General features: G+C 66.3%; 17 protein-coding genes and 2 tRNA genes. 8 read left to right on the top strand and 11 right to left on the bottom strand.

Annotation, left to right across the window (positions count from 1 at the left end):
- Positions 1-29: 29 nt before the first annotated feature.
- From lon to BO1_RS03750, 5 genes are all read left to right on the top strand, one after another.
- Positions 30-2,459, top strand: coding sequence for an endopeptidase La (gene lon / locus BO1_RS03770; RefSeq protein ID WP_028216417.1), 2,430 nt, complete (start codon positions 30-32; stop codon positions 2,457-2,459).
- A gap of 362 nt (positions 2,460-2,821) precedes the next feature.
- Entirely contained in the window at positions 2,822-3,094 is a 273-nt protein-coding gene (locus BO1_RS03765) for an HU family DNA-binding protein (RefSeq protein ID WP_028216416.1), read from the top strand.
- A 79-nt stretch (positions 3,095-3,173) separates the two neighbouring features.
- A tRNA-Val gene (locus BO1_RS03760) sits at positions 3,174-3,249 on the top strand.
- A gap of 63 nt (positions 3,250-3,312) precedes the next feature.
- Positions 3,313-3,389, top strand: a tRNA-Asp gene (locus BO1_RS03755).
- Between the two features lie 102 nt (positions 3,390-3,491).
- Positions 3,492-5,432 (top strand): SurA N-terminal domain-containing protein, encoded by a 1,941-nt coding sequence (locus BO1_RS03750; RefSeq protein ID WP_028216415.1) that lies wholly within the window; start codon positions 3,492-3,494, stop codon positions 5,430-5,432.
- Positions 5,433-5,549: 117 nt separating this feature from the next.
- Here BO1_RS03750 and BO1_RS03745 read toward each other — a convergent pair whose 3' ends face one another.
- The gene (locus BO1_RS03745) at positions 5,550-5,897 is read right to left on the bottom strand and encodes a hypothetical protein (RefSeq protein WP_028216414.1); all 348 of its coding nucleotides are present in this window, start codon (positions 5,895-5,897) and stop codon (positions 5,550-5,552) included.
- Positions 5,898-6,056: 159 nt separating this feature from the next.
- The gene (locus BO1_RS03740; protein WP_028216413.1) at positions 6,057-6,818 is read right to left on the bottom strand and encodes an arylesterase; all 762 of its coding nucleotides are present in this window, start codon (positions 6,816-6,818) and stop codon (positions 6,057-6,059) included.
- A gap of 6 nt (positions 6,819-6,824) precedes the next feature.
- On the opposite strand from BO1_RS03740, the gene BO1_RS49525 reads away from it, so the two are divergent.
- Positions 6,825-7,607: an ABC transporter ATP-binding protein gene (locus BO1_RS49525; protein WP_084687751.1), complete on the top strand. Its 783-nt coding sequence runs from the start codon at positions 6,825-6,827 to the stop codon at positions 7,605-7,607.
- A gap of 83 nt (positions 7,608-7,690) precedes the next feature.
- On the opposite strand, the gene pgi is transcribed toward BO1_RS49525, so the two are convergent.
- From pgi to BO1_RS03715, 4 genes are all read right to left on the bottom strand, one after another.
- A complete protein-coding gene (gene pgi / locus BO1_RS03730; protein WP_028216412.1) occupies positions 7,691-9,310 on the bottom strand; it encodes a glucose-6-phosphate isomerase in 1,620 nt (539 codons plus the stop codon).
- Positions 9,311-9,521: 211 nt separating this feature from the next.
- Entirely contained in the window at positions 9,522-11,186 is a 1,665-nt protein-coding gene (locus BO1_RS03725; RefSeq protein ID WP_028216411.1) for a bifunctional ADP-dependent NAD(P)H-hydrate dehydratase/NAD(P)H-hydrate epimerase, read from the bottom strand.
- A 171-nt stretch (positions 11,187-11,357) separates the two neighbouring features.
- On the bottom strand, positions 11,358-12,653 hold the full coding sequence (locus BO1_RS03720) for an FAD-dependent oxidoreductase (RefSeq protein WP_028216410.1): 1,296 nt from the start codon (positions 12,651-12,653) through the stop codon (positions 11,358-11,360).
- Positions 12,654-12,830: 177 nt separating this feature from the next.
- A complete protein-coding gene (locus tag BO1_RS03715; protein ID WP_043283675.1) occupies positions 12,831-13,055 on the bottom strand; it encodes a hypothetical protein in 225 nt (74 codons plus the stop codon).
- A 119-nt stretch (positions 13,056-13,174) separates the two neighbouring features.
- On the opposite strand from BO1_RS03715, the gene purL reads away from it, so the two are divergent.
- Together purL and BO1_RS03705 are read left to right on the top strand one after the other, a co-directional pair.
- A complete protein-coding gene (purL, locus tag BO1_RS03710; RefSeq protein ID WP_028216408.1) occupies positions 13,175-17,251 on the top strand; it encodes a phosphoribosylformylglycinamidine synthase in 4,077 nt (1,358 codons plus the stop codon).
- Positions 17,252-17,475: 224 nt separating this feature from the next.
- Positions 17,476-18,600 (top strand): Fic family protein, encoded by a 1,125-nt coding sequence (locus BO1_RS03705; protein WP_028216407.1) that lies wholly within the window; start codon positions 17,476-17,478, stop codon positions 18,598-18,600.
- A 118-nt stretch (positions 18,601-18,718) separates the two neighbouring features.
- Here the strand turns inward: BO1_RS03705 and BO1_RS03700 are convergent, their stop codons facing one another.
- From BO1_RS03700 to BO1_RS03680, 5 genes are all read right to left on the bottom strand, one after another.
- On the bottom strand, positions 18,719-19,498 hold the full coding sequence (locus BO1_RS03700; protein WP_028216406.1) for a peptidylprolyl isomerase: 780 nt from the start codon (positions 19,496-19,498) through the stop codon (positions 18,719-18,721).
- Between the two features lie 35 nt (positions 19,499-19,533).
- Positions 19,534-19,860 (bottom strand): BolA family protein, encoded by a 327-nt coding sequence (locus tag BO1_RS03695; protein ID WP_028216405.1) that lies wholly within the window; start codon positions 19,858-19,860, stop codon positions 19,534-19,536.
- Positions 19,857-20,390: a septation protein A gene (locus BO1_RS03690; protein WP_028216404.1), complete on the bottom strand. Its 534-nt coding sequence runs from the start codon at positions 20,388-20,390 to the stop codon at positions 19,857-19,859. The genes BO1_RS03695 and BO1_RS03690 overlap by 4 nt, the downstream gene beginning before the upstream one ends.
- A 98-nt stretch (positions 20,391-20,488) precedes the next feature.
- Entirely contained in the window at positions 20,489-20,908 is a 420-nt protein-coding gene (msrB, locus tag BO1_RS03685) for a peptide-methionine (R)-S-oxide reductase MsrB (protein WP_028216403.1), read from the bottom strand.
- Positions 20,909-20,967: 59 nt separating this feature from the next.
- Positions 20,968-22,566, bottom strand: a complete 1,599-nt coding sequence (locus BO1_RS03680) for a protein adenylyltransferase SelO (protein WP_043283674.1) — start codon at positions 22,564-22,566, stop codon at positions 20,968-20,970.
- Between the last annotated feature and the right edge of the window lie 82 nt (positions 22,567-22,648).

Here is a 22,648-nt window from a genome sequence, read left to right as displayed (position 1 = left end):
ACAATTGATTCCACTCATGGGGAAATGAAATGTCAGGAACCCAACTCCTCCCGCCGGAACGCACCACGCTCCCGCTGCTGCCGCTGCGAGACGTCGTAGTCTTCCCGCATATGGTGATTCCCCTTTTCGTGGGCCGGCCCAAATCGATCAAGGCCCTCGAAGCGGCAATGGAAGGCGGCAAGCACATCATGCTCGTCGCGCAAAAGACTGCCGCCAAGGATGAGCCGACCGAAAAAGACATGTACGAAGTGGGATGTATCGCCAACATCCTGCAAATGCTCAAGCTGCCCGACGGCACCGTGAAGGTGCTCGTGGAAGGCCTGCAGCGCGCGAAGACGCTTTCCATCGAAGAACAGGAAACGCAGTTCTCGTGCGAGGTCATGCCGCTCGAGCCCGATCATGCCGACAGCGCCGAAACCGAAGCGCTGCGCCGTGCGATCGTCTCGCAGTTCGACCAGTACGTGAAGCTGAACAAGAAGATCCCGCCGGAGATCCTGACCTCGCTGTCGGGCATCGACGAGGCCGGTCGTCTTGCCGACACGATCGCCGCGCACCTGCCGCTCAAGCTCGACCAGAAGCAGCATATCCTCGAGATGTTCCCGGTCGTGGAGCGTCTGGAGCATCTGCTCGCCCAGCTCGAAGCCGAAATCGACATCCTCCAGGTCGAGAAGCGCATCCGTGGCCGCGTGAAGCGCCAGATGGAGAAGAGCCAGCGCGAGTACTACCTGAACGAGCAGGTCAAGGCGATCCAGAAGGAACTGGGCGAGGGCGAAGAGGGTGCCGATCTCGAAGAGCTCGAGAAGCGCATCACGGCCGCGCGCATGCCCAAGGAAGCCAAGAAGAAGGCCGACGCCGAGCTCAAGAAGCTCAAGCTGATGTCGCCGATGTCGGCGGAAGCCACCGTGGTGCGCAACTACATCGACACGCTGATCGGCCTGCCGTGGCGCAAGAAGAGCAAGGTCAACAACGACCTCTCGAACGCCGAAGCCGTGCTCGACGAAGACCACTTCGGTCTCGAGAAGGTGAAGGAACGCATTCTCGAGTACCTCGCGGTGCAACAGCGCGTGGACAAGGTCAAGGCGCCTATCCTGTGCCTCGTTGGGCCTCCCGGTGTGGGCAAGACCTCGCTCGGCCAGTCGATTGCGCGCGCAACGAACCGCAAGTTCGTGCGCATGGCGCTGGGCGGCGTGCGTGACGAGGCCGAGATTCGCGGTCACCGTCGTACCTACATCGGCTCGATGCCGGGCAAGATCCTGCAGAGCCTGACCAAGGTCGGCGTGCGCAATCCGCTCTTCCTGCTCGACGAAGTCGACAAGATGGGCATGGATTTCCGCGGCGATCCGTCGTCGGCGCTGCTCGAGGTGCTCGATCCGGAACAGAACCATACGTTCGCCGACCACTACATCGAAGTCGATTTCGATCTCTCCGATGTGATGTTCGTCGCCACGTCGAACTCGCTGAACATTCCGCCGCCGCTGCTTGACCGGATGGAAGTCATCCGCCTCTCGGGCTACACGGAAGACGAGAAGGTCAGCATCGCCCAGCGTTATCTCCTGCCGAAGCAGAAGAAGAACAACGGGTTGAAGCCGGGCGAGATCGAGGTGACCGAAGGCGCGATCCGCGACATCATTCGCTATTACACGCGTGAAGCGGGCGTGCGTTCGCTCGAGCGTGAAATCTCGAAGATCTGCCGCAAGGTCGTGAAGATGCTGCTGCTGAAGAAGGCCGACAAGGCCGTCACGGTCGATAGCGCCAACCTCGACACCTTCCTTGGCGTGCGCAAGTACGACTTCGGTCTGGCTGCGAAGGAAAACCAGATCGGCCAGGTCACGGGTCTTGCGTGGACGGAAGTCGGCGGCGATCTGCTGACGATCGAAGCTGCGGTCATGCCCGGCAAGGGCAACGTGATCCGCACGGGTTCGCTCGGCGACGTCATGAAGGAATCGGTCGAAGCGGCACGCTCGGTGGTGCGTTCGCGTTCGCGTCGTCTCGGTATCAAGGACGAGGCGTTCGAGAAGCAGGACATCCACATCCACGTGCCCGAAGGCGCGACGCCGAAGGACGGTCCGTCCGCAGGCGGTGCGATGACGACGGCGCTGGTCTCCGTGCTCACCGGCATTCCGGTGCGTGCCGATGTCGCGATGACGGGCGAGATCACGCTGCGCGGCGAAGTGCTGCCGATCGGCGGCTTGAAGGAAAAGCTGCTCGCGGCGCATCGCGGCGGCATCAAGCTCGTGCTGATTCCGGAAGAGAACGTCAAGGATCTCACCGAGATTCCGGACAACGTGAAGAACTCGATCGAGATCGTGCCGGTCCGCTGGATCGACAAGGTGCTCGAACTCGCGCTCGAGCGTGTGCCGCAGCCGTTGCCGGAAGAAGAAGTGAAGGCCGACGACGCCAAGGCGGCGCCCGTTGCCGAGACGAAGGAAGCCGGCGCGACCGAAGTCGTCAAGCATTGAGCTTCACGTGAGCCGCGCTGATCGCGCGGCTTGCTGAAACGCTCGCCCCCCGAAAAACCCGCGGCATCGTCCGCGGGTTTTTGTTGTTGGGTGCAATTGCGCGCGGCGGCACGTCGCGTGCGCCCGTTAGATTCGTTGACGTTGCGCCAGATGGGTTGCGTTCGGCGCGCGCGCGGAGATCGGCCGTGGAAAGCATCACCGCATCGGGCCGAACCCCGCTTGACACGGTAGTTTCGGCCCCGTTAAATGAGCGGGCTCTGGTTCCAGACCAGACTGGAGCGGTTTGTCAGTGATATTCCTTGCCGGCGCACGGCGGCACCTTGCGCCACCACGATTGCCCAAACACATACTCGGGGACTGGAATGAACAAGACGGAATTGATCGATCACATCGCACAGCAGGCCGACATCTCAAAATTGGCTGCGGGACGCGCACTCGATGCCGTGATCGGTGGCGTCAAAAATACGTTGAAGAAGGGCGGCTCGGTCACGCTGATCGGCTTTGGCACCTTCGCGGTCGGCAAGCGCACGGCGCGTACGGGGCGCAATCCGCGCACGGGTGCGGCGATCAAAATCAAGGCGGCAAAAGTTCCTAAATTCAGGCCTGGCAAAGCGCTCAAAGATGCGCTAAACTAACGGGCTTGCTACTTGATGACTGCGCAGTGAAATGCCGCGGTTAGCGTAGTAGCAAAAAGCGCAGCAGAGTCATGAAGCTGGGTGCTTAGCTCAGTTGGTAGAGCGGCGCCCTTACAAGGCGTAGGTCGGGAGTTCGAGCCTCTCAGCACCCACCACAGCTTCAGATTCGCAACACGCGCATCCTGCGCGCGATAGTAGCGCACGCAGTCCATCAGCACGGAGCGGTAGTTCAGTTGGTTAGAATACCGGCCTGTCACGCCGGGGGTCGCGGGTTCGAGTCCCGTCCGCTCCGCCAGATCTATCAGCAAGAAGGCGAACTCCGGTTCGCCTTTTTTGTTGGTCGCTGTTGTAATATCGGGCGTTCTATTTTTCGGCGCCCTCCAACGCCTGGTCACGCATGCTCGACTTTTTCCGCAATCACAAACGACTGATGATGATGATGCTGATGCTGGTGATTCTGCCAGGTCTCGGCTTCGTCGGCATTCAAGGCTTCCGCGGTTTCTTTGACGAAAGCGCGAATGTTGCCAGCGTCAACGGTCACAAGATCACTCGCGCCGAATTCGACAATGCGGCGCGTCAGCAGATGGACCAGGCGCGGCAGATCATGGGCGCACGCTTCGACGCCACTCAGTTCGATACACCTCAGCATCGCGAGGACATTCTCGACGGGCTCATCCAGCAGCGCGTGCTCGTGGACGAAGTCCAGCGCCTGCATCTGACCGCCTCGGACGACGCGGTGCGCCGCACGCTGCTGTCCGATCCGATCATCTCGTCGCTGAAGAACCCCGACGGTTCGATCGACCTCGACAAGTACAAGCAGTTGCTCGCCATGCAGGGCATGACGCCCGAGCAGTACGACGAGCGCGTGCGCTATAGCCTCGCGATGCAACAGTTGCCGGCGGCGCTCGTGAACAGCGCGTTCACGCCAAAGGCGCTTGCGCAGCAGCTCACGGAGCTTTCCGAGCAGCAGCGCGAAGTGCAGGGACTCGCGTTCCACGCGAGCGACTACGCACCGAAGATCAACCCCACCGACGCGCAGCTGCAGTCGTACTACGACGCGCACAAGAGCGACTTCGCCACGCCGGCCACGGCGCAGATCCAATATCTGGTGCTTTCGGCCGCAACGGTTGGGGCCTCGGTCAATCCGACGGATGCCGATCTCAAGAAGTACTACGACGACAATATCGCGCACTACAAGACGCAGGAAGAAGTGCGGGCGAGCCACATCCTGATCACGGTCGCGAAGGACGCGAGCGCAGCCGATCGTGCCGCCGCCAGGCAGAAGGCGGAGCAGATTCTCGCGGAGGTCAAGGCGCATCCCGACCAGTTCGCGCAGATCGCCCAGAAGGACTCGCAGGATCCGGGCTCGGCCTCGAAGGGCGGTGACCTCGGCTACTTCGGCCCGGGCATGATCGCGGGCGGCCAGGCCTTCGACGATGCCGTCTTCAAGCTCAAGAAGGACGAGATCAGCGACGTGATTCAGTCGGACTTCGGCTACCACATCGTCAAATTGACGGACATCAAGCCGTCGGTGACCCAGTCCTTCGACGAAGTCAAAGGCCAGATCACCAACGACGTGAAGGCGCAGCAGGCGGCGAAGCTGCTCGCCGACGCGACGGACGGCTTTACCTCGATGGTCTACGAGCAGTCGAAGAGCCTCCAGCCGGCCGCCGACAAGTACAAGCTGACGCTCCAGACGGCCACGGTCACGCCGAAGCCGAACCCCGCGCTGCCGCAGGACAGCCCGCTGAACAACCCGAAGTTCCTCGACGCGGTGTTCGCGAGCGACTCGGTGAATCAGCACAACAACACGCAGGCGATCGACGTCGGCAACAACACGCTGATCTCCGCGCACGTGACGAGCTTCCAGCCCGCCGCCGTGCCCGCGTTCGCCGCCGTCAAGGATGCCGTGCGCCAGAAGGTGGTTGCGGAGCAGGCCGGCGACGCGGCGCGCAAGGACGGCGAAGCGAAGCTCGCGGCGCTGCAGAAGTCGAAGGCCACCGACGGCTTCTCGGCAGCGGTGAAGGTCACGCGCAACGACGCACAGGGGCTGCCGCCCAATGCGCTTTCGGCGGTGTTCAAGGCTGACCCGCAGAAGCTGCCTGCCTATGTGGGCGTCGATCTCGGCGACCAGGGCTATGCGATCTATCGCGTGAACAGCGTGACCAACGGCCCGCCCGCCGACGGTCCGCGTCTGACCGCCGCCCAGCAGCAGCTCGCAGGCGTGAGTGGCCAGTCCGAGACGCAGGCTTATCTCGATGCGCTGCGCGATCGCTCCAAGGTCAAGATGTATGGCTCGCTGGGCGCATCCAGCCAGTCTGACAGCGACGGGCAGTAAGCGTCGCAGCCCGCGTCACGCCAAGGCGCGTGAGTGCAAAAAAAGCCCCGCAAATGCGGGGCTTTTGTTTGGGCGTTCGCAGCGCGACTGAGGTGCTGCGCGCGCGTGCATTCGCAATCAGAGGCAGGCGCTGATATCGCCCGTGGCGTCGCTGCCCGCGCCACCGCCGGCACGGAAGCCGACCCACGTCTTCGCGTTGGCGTTCCACGCCGGGCGCACCGTTGCGGCCGCACCGTTCGGCGGCTGCTGGCCGGGCACATAGACATCGACGGCCTGGTCGTTGGCGAGGACGCTCTGCTGGACGACTTGCTGCTGCGAGCGGTCGGCCCACTTCCTGGCGATGCACTGCGCGACGGCCGCAGGCGGTTGCTGGCTCGTGCCGACCGATTGTGCGCCGCTCGGCACAGGTTGATTGGCGCAGGCTGCAAGGGTGGCCGTAATGGCAATCAGAGGTAAAAATTTCACGTTTTCTCCCTTCAGTCAGGGTCAGTCGGGAATCAGACGAAAGCCGCTCGTCCGCTGCAAACATGTGACCTGGCACACGACGCGCAACGCGCTTGACGGCGTCGCACGCCTGATACGACGGCGCAATGGCGCATCACGCAGATGCGCGCCATTGCGCTGTCAACGCTGCGCGCCGCCACCGAGCAGCGGCTTGAGCGTCGGCCACACGTTGTCGAGCAGCAAGGGCTGTGCCTGCTGGTTCGGATGCATCTGGTCGGACTGAAAGAGATTGGGTTTGTCGGCGAGGCCCGCGAGCAGGAACGGCACGAGCGGCACGTTCAACTCCGTCGAAAGCTGGCCGTAGAGGCCATGGAACCGGCGGGTGTAGTCGGGGCCGTAATTGGGGGGCACGTACATGCCCACCAGCACCGGCTGCGCATGGCCCTTGCGGATCTCGGCGACGATCGCGCGCAGATTGCTTTCCGTCATCGTGAGCGGAACGCCGCGCAGCGCGTCGTTCGCGCCGAGCTCGACGATCACGATCGAGGGCTTCATGCGCTGCATGACGAGCGGCAGGCGGGCGAGGCCGCCGCTCGTGGTGTCGCCGCTGATGCTCGCATTCGCGACGCTATAATCGATCCGCTCGCTCGTGAGCCGCTGGCGCAGCAGGGCGACCCAGCCCGTGTCGCGCGGCAGCCCGTATTCGGCGGAAAGGCTGTCGCCGAGCACGGCGATGACGGGCTTCGCGGCGGCGGGCTGGACGGCAGGCGCGGTAGCTGCGAAGGCGTCGTGCGAGCCGCCGGGCAGGGCGGCGCTGGCAGCGAGACCCAGCGCGGCCGTGGCCGTGAAAGCGGCGAGGGTGGCGATAGTGTTGAGGGCGGCGCGGGCCGTGGCGGCCGGCGCGGCGTGCCGCGCCCAGGCGGCGAATCTTTGCTTCATCATGTGCGAATGAATAGCGATCCAGTCATCGAAGTGCGTGGCCTGTGCAAGCGGGTCACCGACGCGAGCGGCGAGCTGACGATACTCGACGGCATCGACCTGACCGTGCACGCGGGCAGCAGCGTGGCGATCGTGGGCGCCTCGGGTTCGGGCAAGTCTACGCTACTGGGCCTGCTGGCCGGGTTGGACAGCGCGAGCGCCGGCTCGGTTCGCCTGCTTGGCCATGAGCTTACCGGCATGGCCGAGGATCAGCGCGCGGCGCTGCGCAACGGCGCGGTGGGCTTCGTGTTCCAGTCGTTCCAGCTGATGCCGCATCTGACCGCGCTCGAGAACGTCGCGCTGCCGCTCGAATTGCAGGGCGGGCTCACCACGCGCGAGGCGTTCGCGCGGGCCCGCGCGCTGCTGGAGCGCGTCGGGCTCGGGCAGCGCACGGCCCATTATCCGAAGCTGCTGTCGGGCGGCGAGCAGCAGCGCGTGGCGCTGGCGCGCGCGTTCGTCACGCACCCGGCCGTGCTGTTCGCGGACGAGCCCACCGGCAGCCTCGATGCCGCCACGGGGCATGCCGTCATTGACCTGATGTTCGAGCTCAATCGGGCAAACGCCGGTGCAAATAGCGATGGGAACAGCGGCGCGACGCTCGTGCTCGTCACGCACGACGTCGATCTCGCGCGCCGTTGCGACGCCATGGTGACGATCGAGGCCGGCCGCCGCGTGCCGAATGCGCTTCATATCGGCAGCCCGGAGGACGTGCGCGAAGCGCCCGAGCGCGGCCGTATCGAAGCTGGCCGTTGACCGGGCGCAAAACGCTTTAGCGCCCCAAAAAACAAGGCGTGCGCGGCTCTCACCGCGCACGCCTTTTTCATGCCATCAGCGCATCAACGCTTGAGCGCAGCGCGCGCCCTCGCGATCAGCGCGGCCGTTGACGAATCGTGCGGCTTCACGTCGGCGCTCGCGGCCGTGAGGTCGGCCTCGACCACCTTGCCGAGAATCTTGCCGAGCTCCACGCCCCACTGATCGAACGGGTTGATGTCCCAGACCGAGGCCTGCACCAGCACCTTGTGCTCGTACAGCGCGATCAGTGCGCCGAGCGAGCGCGCCGTGAGCGCGTCGACGAGCAGCGTCGTGGTCGGACGGTTGCCGGGGAAGACGAGGTGCGGCACGAGCTCGGGCTTGTCCGGGCCGGCCACCTTGCGCGCTTCCTCCTCGGTGCGGCCGAGCATCAGCGCCTCGCTCTGCGCGAAGCAGTTGGCGAGCAGCTTCGGATGATGATCGCCGAGCGGATGCTCGGGCGTGAGCACGGCGACGAAGTCGATCGGCACGATCGTCGGGCCCTGGTGCAGCATCTGGAAGAACGCGTGCTGGCCGTTCGTGCCGGGCTCGCCCCAGGTGACCGCCGCGGTCGGGTAATCGACGAACTGGCCGTCGAGGCGCGCAGACTTGCCGTTGCTCTCCATTTCGAGCTGCTGGAGGTAGGCGGGCAGGTAGTGCAGCGCTTCCGAGTACGGTGCAACCAGATAGCTCTGCGAGCCAAAGAAGTTGCGATACCAGATGCCGATCATGCCGAGCAGCACCGGCAGGTTCTTTTCGAGCGGCGCCTCGCGGAAGTGCTTGTCCATGTCGTGGGCGCCCGCGAGCAGCTCGTCGAACTGCTGCGGCCCGATCGCGATCATGATCGAAAGGCCCACGGCCGACCACAGCGAATAGCGGCCGCCCACCCAGTCCCACATCTCGAAGACGTTGTCTTTGGCGATGCCGAACTTCACGACTTCGGCGGGGTTCGCCGAAACCCCCACGAAGTGCTTCGCGAGCGCGCTTTCCGGGCAGCCGTGCTGGACGAACCAGTCGCGCATCGAGCGCGCGTTCGTCATGGTCTCGAGCGTCGTGAAGGTCTTCGAGACGATGATCGCGAGCGTTTCCTCCGGATCGATGTCATCGATCACGCGCCAGAGATCGGCGCCGTCGACGTTCGACACGAAGTGCGAGTGGATCTCGGGCGTTTCGAGATGCTTGAGCGCGTGCACGACCATCTTCGGCCCGAGGTCCGAGCCGCCGATGCCGATGTTCACCACGTGGCGGATGCGCTTGCCCGTGTAGCCGGTCCATGCGCCGCTGCGCACGGCGTCGGCGAATTTCGCCATCTTGGCGCGCTCGGCGGCGATCTGCGCGTGGAACGGCGCGTCGGGCTCGGTTGCGCGCAGCGCGGTGTGCAGTGCGGCACGGCCTTCGGTCGGGTTGACGACTTCGCCCGCGAACATCGCATCGCGGCGCTTTTCGACGCCGGCCTCGCGCGCGAGTTGCACGAGCAGCTTCAGCGTGGCGTCGTTGATACGGTTCTTCGAGAAGTCGGCTCCGAGGCCGCCGCCCGTGTACGTGTAGCGTTCGGCGCGAGTCGGCGCGGGATCGTTGGCGGGTGCGAACCAGTCGCGCATCTTTTCGTTGCGGATCTGTTCGTAGTGCGTCTGTAGCGCGGACCAGGCAGGAAGCGGATTCGTCATGTTCGTCTAGCGCGGGAAAACGAAGGGAGGGCGGCGAACGGCGCGGGCCGGTGGGCCGACGCGCGTCACGCGCTGCGGGGATGCGCGCGCCGCCGGTGAGCGGCGCGCGAAAGATCAGTATAGCGGGGCCGTGTGTCACTGAGCAGCACTGTGCGAATCGCCGAGTGGGACTAGCAAACCGCGTGCCGCAAGGCCGCCGGCGAAGCTTGCATCAATCTTTCAGCGCGTAGAACAAGCGGTTCATCAGGCGCCGGACCACCGGTGCGAGTTCGCCCGCGGCGAGGCCCACGGGGCCGTCGCCCTCGCTCACGAGCGTGTCGGCGGCGAGGCCGTGCAGGTAGACGCCCGCCAGTGCCGCTTCCCAGGGCGGCAGGCGCTGCGCGAGCAGGGCGCCGATCAGGCCGCCGAGCACGTCGCCGGTGCCGCCGGTGGCCAGCGCCGCATTGCCGGTGGGATTGACGGCGACGCGCCCATCGGGCGCGGCGATGATCGTGCCGCTGCCCTTGAGGACGGCGACCGCCGCATAGCGCGCCGCAAGTGCGCGCGCCGCGGCCAGCCGGTCGCGCTGCACGGCGGCTGTATCCGTGCCGAGCAGCCGCGCGGCTTCGAGCGGATGGGGCGTGAGCACGCATGGCGTGCCATGGGCGCTCAAGTGCTCGGCCACGCGCTTGGCGAGCAGTTCATCGCGGGCGACGAGGTTCAGGGCGTCCGCGTCGAGCAGCACTGCAACGTCGAGCTGCAGGATGCGGTCGACGAGCTGCCGTGCGGACGCGCTCCCGCCCATGCCGCAGCCCGCCGCGACGGCGCTCATCGTCTCGAGGGCGAGCTTGCCGGCGGTATGCAGCATCAGCTCGGGATGCGGCGCGTCGTAGGGCGGCGCGTCGCTGCCGAGGAAGCCCACGTGAACCTTGCCAGCGCCCGCGAGCAGAGCGGCGCGGGCGGCGAGGATCGGTGCTCCGCACATGCCGGTGTCGCCGCCCACCACGGCGAGCGTACCGAAGCTGCCTTTGTTGGTGGCGAAATCGCGCGCGGGCAACGCCGCGGAGAACAGCGCCGGCGCGTTCAGGCGCGCGGGTTGGGCGATCGTGTCTGCCAACGGATGCGTTCCGGGATCGGCTTCGATGCCAGTTGGCTGGATGGTTCTTGCGCCTGGCGCCGTGTCGGGCGCGAGACCCGCATCGAGGCCAATCGGCGCCACGCTCACCGCGCCGGCGTAATCGCGGCCCGCGCCCGTATAGAGCCCCGGCTTCGCGGCGATGAAGGTGACGGTATGGGTCGCGCGCACGGCCGGGCCGCCACCGACGACGTTGCCCGTGTCGCTGTCGAGGCCGCTCGGCACATCGAGCGCGAGCACATGCCCGTGGCTGCGCGCGCGTGCCGCAAGCCGTTGCGCAAGCGCACCGAACACGCCGTCGAGCGCGCGCGCGAGGCCGATGCCGAACAGGCCATCGACGAGCCAGCCGTAGGCGTCGAACGACTCGGGCGGCGCGGTGGTGATCGGCACGCTTGCGGCGCGCGCCTCGGCGAGCGCCCAGCGCGCGTCGTCGGGCTTCACTTCGAGCGGCATGCAGACTTCGACGTCGATGCCCGCGCGCTTGAGCTCGGCGGCGGCCACGAGCGCGTCGCCGCCGTTGTTGCCGGGGCCGGCGGCGAACCAGACGGGCTTCGCGCTGACCGGCGACGGTGCATGCGCGATCTGCTCGCGCAGAAAATGGGCGGCGCCGGCGCCGGCTCGTGCCATCAGCGTGTGCTCGGGTAGCGCAGCCTGAGCGGCCGTTTCAGCTTCGCGTAACTGCGCGACGGTGAGGAGTGGCACGGCGCGGTCGTGCGGATTGACGAGCATCGGAAGGGGCAGGGTGAACGTGGCGTCTGTCATGGTGGCGAAGGCAGCCGCAAGAGACGGCTGCGCGTGCGGGAATTCGACAATGCAACGATACCCGAGCGCCGCGCGTCCGGGTGCTGGCAGACGCGCTATCGCGCTCGCTGACAGGGTGTCAGCGGCCCTGGAACATCATGAAGCGGAAGGAAGAAAAGGCGCGAGCGCGCCTCAATCGCGCCCGGGCCAGAGCGCTTCGATGGTCTCGGCGGGCAGATCGGGCGCGGTGCCCGAGATCTGTGCAGCAATGAGGCGCGCCGACCCCAGCGCGAGTGCCCAGCCGGCCGGCCCATGCCCGGCATTGACGTAGAGCCGCGGGTGCCCTGCGCTGCCCACCGCGGGCATGCCGTCGGCGGAGAGCAGCTTCATGCCTTCCCACGCGAGCGCCGCCGAAATGCGCGCGGCGCCTGGCGCCCAGTCGCGCGAGGCCTCGCCGAGCAGGGCGAGGGCCTCTTCGGTGAGCGCCTCGGGCAGCGCCTCGTCGAGCTCCTTCATGCGCTGGAGCACCGCGCCGCCCGAAATGCGCAACCGGTGATTCGTGCGCGTGATCGCGATACGCCGTGCGGCGTCGATCAGCGTCGTATGCGGCACGCATTCCTCGTGCGCGACGGGCGCGTTCAGTGTGTGCACGCGCACGGGATAGAACGGCAGCTTGAAGCCGAGCGGCGCGAGCAGCCTCGGCGTTTGCGCGCCGGCCGCGACGACCACGGCATCGGCGGAAATCACTTCGACGTCGCGCTTGCGCGCCGCTTCCTCGGGGCGCGGCGCGAGCTCCACGGCCGCGCGCGCGTTCTCGAGGCGGATCGCGCTCACGGTGCGCCCGGTCTGGAACTGCACGCCGCCGAGCGTATCGAGCTCTTGCTTGAGCTGCTTGACGAAGAGCGGACAGTTGGCCACGCGCGCGTGGTCGAAGCGCACGGCGCCGGCGAACGGCGGATCGGCGGGAATCGTGTGTTCGGCCGCCACGCACTCGTGCGCAGTGAGGACGTGATGTGGCGTCTCGAAATGGCGCAGCAATTCGAGCGCGGGTTGCGTGAGCGACCATTCGTCGCTGCCGCGCACGAGGTAGAGCAGGCCTTCGCGCTGCTCGTATTCGAGCTGGAAGCGGCCCTCGGCGTCCTCCAGCACGTTTTGCGCCGATTCGATCAACGGCCGCAGGAGCGTGTAGCGCGCGGCGAAGGCTTCCGAGCCGTGCAGTGTCGAGAGACGCTTCACGAAGGTGCGCGCCTGGCCGGTGAAACCGGTCTTGCAGATCACTCCGCCCGACGACTGCCGGCCGTTGCGCAGGAAAGTGGGGCCGAACCAGACGTCGAGCGGTGTGGGCAGCACGACGCCGCTATGGCCATAGCTCGCGCCTTGTGCAACGGTGGCGTGGCGCTCGACTACGCAGACGCGGTGGCCCGCCGCGCGCAATTGGTAGGCGGTGGCGACGCCGGCGATTCCGCCGCCAATGACGATGACATCCATGATGATTCGATCTGCAGGCAGGCGGCGCGCCGAGGAGCGAGGGCGCCCTGCCGAAGGGGGTGAGGCATGCGGCGCAGGCTGTCGCGCCGATCGGGTGAAACGCGCAATCATAGCAGCCAAACCGGGCCGCTCGCCATGTGCGCGGCATGCGTGCGTCGACCCAGGACAAGCGGGCAATCACGCCGCGCGAGCGCCGCTCGCGAGACGCGCAATACCGGCCGGCCACCGCTGCGCCAGCCCATCCTGAATCAAGAAAATATCGATGACGCCACGCGGATCATCGTGACGCCATACGCCGGTGTCGCGAAAAGACGCACGGGCGTGCCGTTTCAAGCGCGTTGCGCCCGCCTCGAAGGGCGGCCGGAAGGGGGCTTCCGGGTTATAATCGCGATCTCCTTTCATCGCCCGACGTCGGCCCGACGTCACCGCCTGCGTGCGGCGCTTCGCCACCCCGCGAGTTGCCCGTGCGAGGCGAAGGCGCGACGTAACTCCGACGCAACTTCGACGCAACGCCCCAGTCCATGGCCCACTTCTCGTGTTTCCCCGGTGCTTCGGCCCTCTCCGATTTCCGCCAGACCCGCCTGCTCGAAACGCTTCAGCGTATCGATGCCAATATCGTCGGCGTACACGGTCAGTTCCTGCACTTCGTCAACTCGGCCACGCCGCTCACCGCTGACGACAGCGCGAAGATCGAAGCGCTGATGCACTACGGCGCGCCATTCGCGGCCCCGCAGGAGCGTGGCAGCGCGGTGACGTTCCTCGTCGTGCCGCGCTTTGGCACGGTGTCGCCGTGGGCGAGCAAGGCCACCGACATCGCGCATCACTGCGGCCTCGAGCAGGTGCGCCGCATCGAGCGTGGCGTCGAGTACACGGTGATCCTCAAGAGCGGCCTGCTGGGCGGCAAGAAGACCCTGTCGGACGAGGCGCACGCCGCCGTCGCGGCCGCGCTGCACGATCGGATGACCGAAAGCGTGGCGGCCTCGCGCGACACGGCGCTGCATCTGTTCGACGAGCTGCCGGCGCGGCCGATGCAGACCGTCGACGTGCTCGGCCACGGCCGCAAGGCGCTCGAGACGGCCAACGTCGAACTGGGCCTCGCGCTCGCCGACGACGAAATCGACTACCTCGTCGAGAACTTCACCAAGCTCGAACGCAATCCGACCGACGTCGAGCTCATGATGTTCGCGCAGGCCAACAGCGAGCACTGCCGCCACAAGATCTTCAACGCGAGCTGGACGATCGACGGCCAGGACCAGGACCTGTCGCTGTTCGCGATGATCCGCAACACCGAGAAGGTGAGCCCGCAGGGCACCATCGTCGCCTACTCGGACAACTCGTCGATCATGGAAGGCGCAGTCGCGGAACGCTGGTTCCCGCGCAAGAGCAACACAGACGGTACGCCGGGCGAGCAGTACGGCCGCCACACCGAGCTCACGCACACGCTGATGAAGGTGGAGACGCACAACCACCCGACCGCGATCTCGCCGTTCGCCGGCGCGGCAACGGGCTCGGGCGGCGAAATTCGCGACGAAGGCGCGACGGGCCGCGGCGCGCGTCCGAAGGCCGGCCTCACGGGCTTCACGGTCTCGAACCTCGACTTGCCCGACGCGCGCGAAACGTGGGAAAACGCCCGCGACGCGGTCACGCCGCTCGCGCACCGCAATCCCGCCGATGCAAGCGAGGCCTATGGCCGTCCGGACCGTATCGCCTCGCCGCTGCAGATCATGATCGACGGGCCGCTCGGCGGCGCCGCGTTCAACAACGAATTCGGCCGTCCGAACCTCGGCGGCTACTTCCGCACCTACGAGCAGAACGTCGCCGGCACCGTGCGCGGCTATCACAAGCCGATCATGATCGCGGGCGGCATCGGCAACATCAGCGCGACGCTCACGCACAAGCAGGACCTGCCCGCGGGCACGCTGCTGATCCAGATTGGCGGCCCCGGCATGCGCATCGGCATGGGCGGTGGTGCCGCCAGCTCGATGGCCACGGGCACGAACACCGCCGAGCTCGACTTCGACTCGGTGCAGCGCGGCAACCCTGAAATCGAGCGCCGCGCGCAGGAAGTCATCAACTCGTGCTGGCAGCTCGGCGAGGCCAACCCGATCCTCTCGATCCACGACGTGGGCGCGGGCGGCCTCTCGAACGCGTTCCCCGAGCTCGTCGACGGCGCCGACAAGGGCGCGCGCTTCGAGCTGCGCAAAGTGCAGCTCGAAGAATCGGGCCTCTCGCCGCGCGAGATCTGGTCGAATGAGTCGCAGGAGCGTTACGTCCTCGCGATCCCGCCCGCCGCTCTGCCGATGTTCGAAGCGATCTGCCAGCGCGAGCGCTGCCCGTTCGCCGTGGTGGGCGTGGCGACCGCGGAGCGCGAACTGAAGCTGATCGACACCGACGAGCAGGCGCTCGCCGCGAACGGCGGCCACCAGCCTGTCGACATGCCGATGGACATCCTGCTCGGCAAGCCGCCGCGCATGCACCGTAACGTCGAGCACGCGAGCGTGCCGCTCACGCCAGTCGAAGTCACGGGCATCTCGCTCGACGAAGTCGCGAAGAGCGTGCTGCGCAACCCGACGGTCGGCAGCAAGTCCTTCCTCATCACTATCGGCGACCGCTCGGTGGGCGGCACGACGGTGCGCGACCAGATGGTCGGCCCGTGGCAGGTGCCGGTGGCCGACTGCGCGATCACCGCGCTCGACTACGCCGGCTACAAGGGCGAAGCGATGACGATGGCCGAGCGCACGCCGCTCGCCGTGATCGATGCACCGGCGTCGGGCCGCATGGCCGTGGGCGAGGCGATCACCAACATCGCCAGCGCGCCCATTCTCTCGCTCGACAAGCTCAAGCTCTCGGCGAACTGGATGGCCGCCTGCGGCGCACCGGGCGAAGACGCCGCGCTCTACGACACCGTGAAGGCGATCGGCATGGAGCTGTGCCCGGCGCTCGGCATCGGTATTCCGGTGGGCAAGGATTCGCTCTCGATGCGCACGAAGTGGAATGAAGAGGGCGTCGCGAAGGAAGTGGTCGCGCCGGTCTCGCTGATCATTTCCGCGTTCGCGCCGGTCGAGGACGTGCGCCGCCACGTGACGCCGCAACTGCGCCGCGCCGACGAAGTGGGCGACTCGGTGCTGATCGCGATCGATCTGGGCCGCGGCAAGAACCGTATGGGCGGCAGCATCTTCGCGCAGGTCACCCAGCAGGTGGGCGACGCGGTGCCCGACGTGGACAGCGCCGAAGACCTCAAGCAGTTCTTCACGGCGATCCAGCAGCTCAACGCGAACGAGCAGCTGTTCGCGTACCACGACCGCTCGGACGGCGGCCTGTGGGCGACGGTCTGCGAAATGGCGTTCGCGGGCCATACGGGTGTGTCGCTGAACGTCGACATGCTCACGCTCGACAGCGAGCACGAGTCCGATTACGGCGATGCCAAGGACTGGGCGAAGCAGACCAGCGGCCGCCGCGAAGACCGCACGGTGCGCGCGCTGTTCTCGGAGGAACTGGGCGCCGTGATTCAGGTGCCGGCCCAGCAGCGCGACGCCGTGTTCGCCGTGCTGCGCCAGCATGGCCTTTCGGCGTGCTCGCATGTCGTCGGCACGCTCAATAACCGCGACTCGATCGAGATCTATCGCGACGCCAAGCGCATCTATGAAGCGCCGCGCGCGGAACTGCAACGCGTGTGGAGCGAAGTGAGCTGGCGCATCGCGCGCCTGCGCGACAACCCCGCGTGCGCCGACGCCGAATACGACGCGCTGCTCGACGCCGCCGATCCGGGCATGCAGCCGCATCTCACGTTCGACCCGGCCGAAGACGTGGCCGCGCCGTTCATCGGCAAGGGCGCGCGTCCGCGCGTGGCGATCCTGCGCGAGCAGGGCGTGAACTCGCACCTCGAAACGGCCTACGCGTTCGATCGCGCCGGTTTCGACGCGCACGACGTGCACATGAGCGACCTGCTCGAAGGCCGCGCGACGCTCGCCGACTTCGCGGGCGCAGTGGCCTGCGGCGGCTTCTCGTACGGCGACGTGCTGGGCGCGGGCGAGGGCTGGGCCAAGACGATCCGCTTCAACGCGAAGCTCGCGGACATGTTCGCGGCGTTCTTCGCGCGTGAGGACACCTTCGCGCTCGGCATCTGCAACGGCTGCCAGATGCTGTCGAGCCTTGCCTCGATGATCCCGGGCGCGCAAGCCTGGCCCAAGTTCACGCGCAACAAGTCGGAGCAGTTCGAAGCGCGCTTCTCGCTCGTCGAAGTGCAAAGCTCGCCGTCGATCTTCTTCAACGGCATGGAAGGCTCGCGCATTCCGGTCGCGGTCGCGCACGGCGAAGGCTTTGCGGACTTCTCGCAGCAAGGCGACATCTCGAAGGTGGCGGTGGCGATGCGCTACGTCGACCACCGTGGTCAGGCGACCGAAGGCTATCCGTTCAACCCGAACGGCTCGCCGCAGGGCATCACCTCGGTCACGACGCCCGATGGCCGCTTCACGGTGCTGATGCCGCACACCGAGCGCGTGCAGCGCACGGTGACGATGAGCTGGCATCCGGAAGGCTGGGGCGAGGCGAGCCCGTGGCTGCGTGCGTTCCAGAACGCGCGCAAGTGGCTGGGCTAAGCTGCGCTGCCGTTCCGCCGTCGGACTGACGGCCCCGTCGGAGTCGAGAGACCCCGGCCATGCCCTGGACCTGGGTGTGGCCGGGGTTTCAGGTTTTTGGCGGCAAGAGAGCGAACGCCCCGAAGTGCCGCCAGGACAGGCTTGCGGCGAATGCGCCTCTTATTCACCGCATTTGTTGCGGCGAATAACTTGTCGATGCGGCGAATACGGCTCATAATCGCCGCATGAATAGCGGCGATTACACCTACATCTGGCAAGCCGGCGATTGGCCGATCTGGCGCTACGACCTGGCGAAACTGGCCGAGCCCATGGCCGAGGCGAGCCGCGCCCAGGGATTGCTGATGGGGCGTCTGGCCGATGTCGGCATGAGGCTGCGCGATCAGGCCAGCCTTGCCGCCTTGACCGACGACGTGGTCAAAACCAGCGAGATCGAAGGCGAGCATCTGAACGTTGCCTCGGTACGGTCGTCCATTGCGCGTCGTCTGGGTGTGGACATCGGCGCGCTGGCACCCGTGGATCGCCACGTCGACGGCGTGGTGGAGATGGTGCTGGACGCCACCTCCCATAGCCGCTTGCCGGTCACGAAAGCGCGCCTGTTCGGCTGGCACGCGGCATTGTTTCCGACCGGCTACGCGGGTCTCTCGCGCATTGACGTCGGCGCGTGGCGCGACGATTCCCGCGGGCCGATGCAAGTCGTCTCCGGTCCGGTGGGTCGACAGTATGTGCATTTCGAGGCGCCGCCTGCGCAACGGCTCGACGCCGGGATGAGCGGCTTCCTCGACTGGATCAACGGCCCGCCGAAGGAGCCGCCGCTGATCCGGGCTGGCCTTGGGCATCTATGGTTCGTCACGCTGCATCCGTTCGATGACGGCAATGGCCGGGTGGCCCGAGCCATCGGCGACTTGTTGCTGGCGCGTGCAGACGGTAGCCTGCAACGCTTCTATAGCTTGTCGGCACAGATACAGCGGGAGCGCAAGGCGTACTACGAGATCCTGGAGCGCACCCAGAAACAGTCGATGGACGTCACCGACTGGCTGGCCTGGTTCTTCGATGCGTTGCATCGTGCGGTCGATCAAGCGCAGTTCACGCTGGATACGGTGCTGGCCAAGGCACGCTTCTGGCACCACTGGGCCACTGCACCGTTCAACGAGCGGCAAGCGAAGTTGGTCAACAAGCTGCTCGATGGTTTCGACGGCAAGCTCACCAGCGGCAAATGGGCGGCCATCGCCAAATGCTCCTCCGATACCGCGCTACGCGATATCAACGACCTGCTCGCGCGCGGCGTTTTGCGCAAGGCGGAAGGAGGCGGGCGCAGCACGAGCTACGAGTTGAATGCTTTGCCGAAGTAACGGCGCACCTGAACGGCCCGGTCGCCAGCGCATCACGTCCCGCCAGGCCGACAAAAAACCCCGCGCCTTCGCAGGTCGCGGGGTTTTTGATCACAGCAACGAAGCCGCGAATGCAGCCTTACTGAATCTTGGCCTTGTCGCGCAGTTGCTGCTCGAACGCGAGCAGCTTTTGCTGCTGCAACTGCTGCACGATTTGCGGACGCACCTGCTCGAGCGGCGGCGGTGCGATGTCGCGAATGTCGTCCACGCGGATGATGTGCCAGCCGAACTGCGTGTGCACCGGCGTATCGGTGATCTGGCCTTTCTGCAGGTGCGTGGCCGCATCGGCGAATTCCGGCACGTAGGCCTTCGGGTCCGACCAGTCGAGATCGCCGCCGTTCTTCGCCGAACCCGGGTCCTTCGAGTATTGCTTCGCGAGGTCTTCGAAGTTCGCGCCGGCCTTGATCTTCGCGATCAGGTCCTTCGCCTGCTGCTCGTTGTCCACGAGGATGTGATGCAGGTGGTATTCCTTGCCGCCCGCGCTTTGCGTGAGCTTGTCGTACATCGCCTTGACTTCGGCGTCGGTGGGCGGGTTGTTCTTGAGGAAGTCCTGGATCCACGCATGCAGGACGACCTGCTGCTGCGCCATCGCCAGTTGCGCCTTCACGTCCGGACGGTTCGGAATGCCGAGGCGCGCCGCTTCCTGCATCAGCACCTGACGGTTGATGAGTTCCTCGCGCACGGCCTTTTCCAGGTCCGGCGTGTCTTGCTGGCCCTGGGCCACGACCTGGGCGATGAGCGCGTCGGCCTGCGACTTCGGAATCGGCGTGCCGTTCACGACGGCAACGTTCTGCGCAAAGGCGGGAGCCGCCGCACACGCAGCCAGCAACACCCAGAGACGGGTTTTCTTCAGGGTCATCGAAAAGTCCTAACGGGGCGAACTAAAAGTAGGGTTTAGCGGGGCGCGCCTGGCCGGGGCAGCGCTGCCGCCTCTTCGGGCGTGAGCGCCGTGATTGCGAGCGCGTGAATGCCGCGCTGCATGGCTTCGGCCAGCGCATCATACACCATGCGATGCCTTGCCACGCGGGCTTTCCCCGCGAATGCGGCCGCAACGATCGTGACGTGATAATGGCCGCCCGCCGAGGCGCCGGCATGGCCCGCATGCTGCGCGCTGTCGTCGCGCACGACGATCGACGCGACGGGCGCGAGCGCCGCCGTGAGGCGCGTTTCGATCAGCGCCATGCGCTCGGCGGGGCTGGCATTCAGAAACACGTCGCTCATTCTTCTTCCTTCATGTGACGCGAGAGCCACAGGCTCTGGCCGAGGATGAACACCACGAGGATGCCCGTCGCGCCAAACAGCTTGAAGTCGACCCAAGCATCGGTGGAGAAGTGGAACGCAACGAACAGATTGAGGATGCCGAGCAGCGCGAAGAAGACCGACCAGACGAAGTTCAGCTGCGTCCAGATGCGCGACGGCAGGCTGATCTGCTTGCCCATCATCGCTTCGATGAGGTTCTTGCCGAACGCCACCTGCGAGACCAGCAGCACGACCGAGAAGGCCCAGTAGAGCACCGTGGGCTTCCACTTGATGAAGGTCTCGTCGTGCAGCATGAGCGTGGCGCCGCCGAACACGACGACGATCCCGAGACTGAGCCACAGCATGGGGTCGACCTTGCGGTGGCGGAACGCCACCCACGCGATCTGCGCGAGCGTTGCGACGATCGCCACGGCCGTGGCCGTGAAGATGCCCCACAGCTTGAAGGCGACAAAGAACAGGATGATCGGGAACAGATCAAACAGAAATTTCATATCGGCCTGAAAGTTTACAAAAGGAGCCGCAAAAAGAGGGCGCGACGCTTTCAGTCCTGCGTCACCCCCTGCGGGACGCGAGCTTGCCTCGCCCGCGTTCACTTGGGCTCGAATTGTAGCGCAGCCGAATTGATGCAATACCGAAGGCCGGTCGGGGCCGGGCCGTCCTCGAACACGTGACCGAGGTGCGCGCCGCAGTGCTTGCAGCGCACTTCGATGCGCAGCATGCCGTGCGAGCGGTCCGTGCGCTCCTCGATCACTTCGCCGTTGATCGGGCGGAAGTAGCTCGGCCAGCCGCAGCCGGCGTCGAATTTCGTATCCGACTCGAAGAGCGGCGTGCCGCAGCACACGCAGTCGTATACGCCGCGCTCGGTGTGGTCCCAGTACTTGCCCGTGAAGGGGCGCTCGGTGGCCGCGTGGCGCGTGACCTGGTACTGCGTGGCGTCGAGCTGCTTGCGCCATTCGGCGTCGGACTTCTGGCCGGGGTAGGCGTCGGAGTTGTGATCGTCCTGGCTCATGTCGGGTTCCTGTCGGGTCAAATGCGCGGTGGAAGGCTCTGCCGTAGATGGGGGCGTGCTCACGAAGAGCAACTGACTTCGAGCGAGCTCGCCCAATCGGGCGGCAGCGCTGCGTAGGCTTCGTGCTCGGGCTGCTCGTCGAACGGACGCTCGAGCACCTTTGCCAGCCGTTCCAGCTCGCTGAAATCTTTCTGCGCGGCGCGCTCGATGGCCGTTTGCGCGAGGTGATTGCGCAGCACGTATTTCGGGTTCACGCGATTCATCGCGACGGCGCGCGCGGTGTCGTCGCGCGTTTCGAGTGCGAGGCGGGCGCGATAGTCGAGGCTCCAGGCGTCGAACGCGGCGCGATCGAGGAACAGGTCGCGCACGGACGTGTCGCCTTGCGCGTCGTGCTTCGAGACGCGCGAAAGATGGCGGAACGTCAGCGTGAAGTCGGCGCGGTTCGCGTGCATGATTTCGAAGAGACGATTCGCAAGCGCGTCGTCGCCTTCGTGCGCGTGTTCGAGGCCGAGCTTTGCGCGCATGCGGGCTTCCAGCGCCGGCGCGAAGTGCCCCTTGAAGCGTTCGAGCACGCCTTGCGCATCGGCCACGCAGCGCTCGCCGCGCGCCTTTTCGTCGGCGATGTCGTAGTGCGCGCCAAACAGCGGCAGCAGCGCCTGCGCGAGGCGGAACAGATTCCAGTACGCGATCTGCGGCTGCATGCGGTAGGCGTAGCGGCCCTGCGAATCGGAGTGGTTGCAGATGTGATTCGCGTCGAACCCGTCGATGAAGCCGAACGGGCCATAGTCGATCGTGAGGCCGAGTATCGACATGTTGTCGGTGTTCATCACGCCATGGCAGAAGCCCACGGCCTGCCACTCGACCATCAGCGCCGCCGTGCTGCGCACCGCTTCGTCGAGCAGCTCGAGATACGGATCGTCGGCTTCGCGCAGATGCGGGTAGAAGCGGCCGATCACATGATCGGCGAGTGCGCGCAGCGCCTCCACGTTGTCGTTTGAATAGAAGTGCTCGAAGTGGCCGAAGCGCACGAAGCTCGGCGACACGCGCGTGACGACCGCGGCGGTTTCGAGCTCTTCGCGGCGCACCGGCTGATCCGAGCCGATCACGGTCAGCGCGCGCGTGGTCGGAATGCCGAGGTGATGCATCGCCTCGGAGCACAGGAATTCGCGGATCGACGAGCGCAACACCGCGCGGCCGTCGCCCATGCGCGAATAGGGCGTGCGCCCCGCGCCCTTGAGCTGGACCTCGAGGCGCTTGCCCGCGTGCTCGATCTCGCCGAGCATGAGCGCGCGCCCGTCGCCGAGCTGGCCCGCCCAGACGCCGAACTGGTGTCCCGAGTAGACGCTCGCATACGACATCGTCGAAGGCGATCGCTCGCGTGTGAAGTTGCCGCAGAAATACTCGGCGAATGCGGGATCGGACGGCACCTCGCGATCGAGGCCGAGCAGCGCCGCCGTCTGCTCCGAGAAGCCCACCACGTACGGCGCGGGCAGCGGAGCGCCGGGCAGCCGCGTATGGAAGGTCGCGCCGAGCGCTGCGAACGTGTCGTCGCGGGGCACGCCGAGCGCGCGTTCGAAGTCGGCGAGCGGGCCGTCTGACGGCGCGCGCGGGGCGGTCGAGCCGCCGTTTGAGTCAGTTTGGCCTGGTGAAAACGACATGTTGAGCGCCTGTTGAATAGCCGATATTGTAAGTCCGCGCCCGCCGGCGTGCAGGACGCGGCCCGAACGCGTGTCGGACTTG

The sequence above is a fragment of the Paraburkholderia oxyphila NBRC 105797 genome, from assembly GCF_000685075.1.
Classification (GTDB): Bacteria; Pseudomonadota; Gammaproteobacteria; order Burkholderiales; family Burkholderiaceae; genus Paraburkholderia; species Paraburkholderia oxyphila.
Note: the sequence above shows the minus strand (reverse complement) of the source record. Positions and strands in the feature narration are given on the sequence as shown.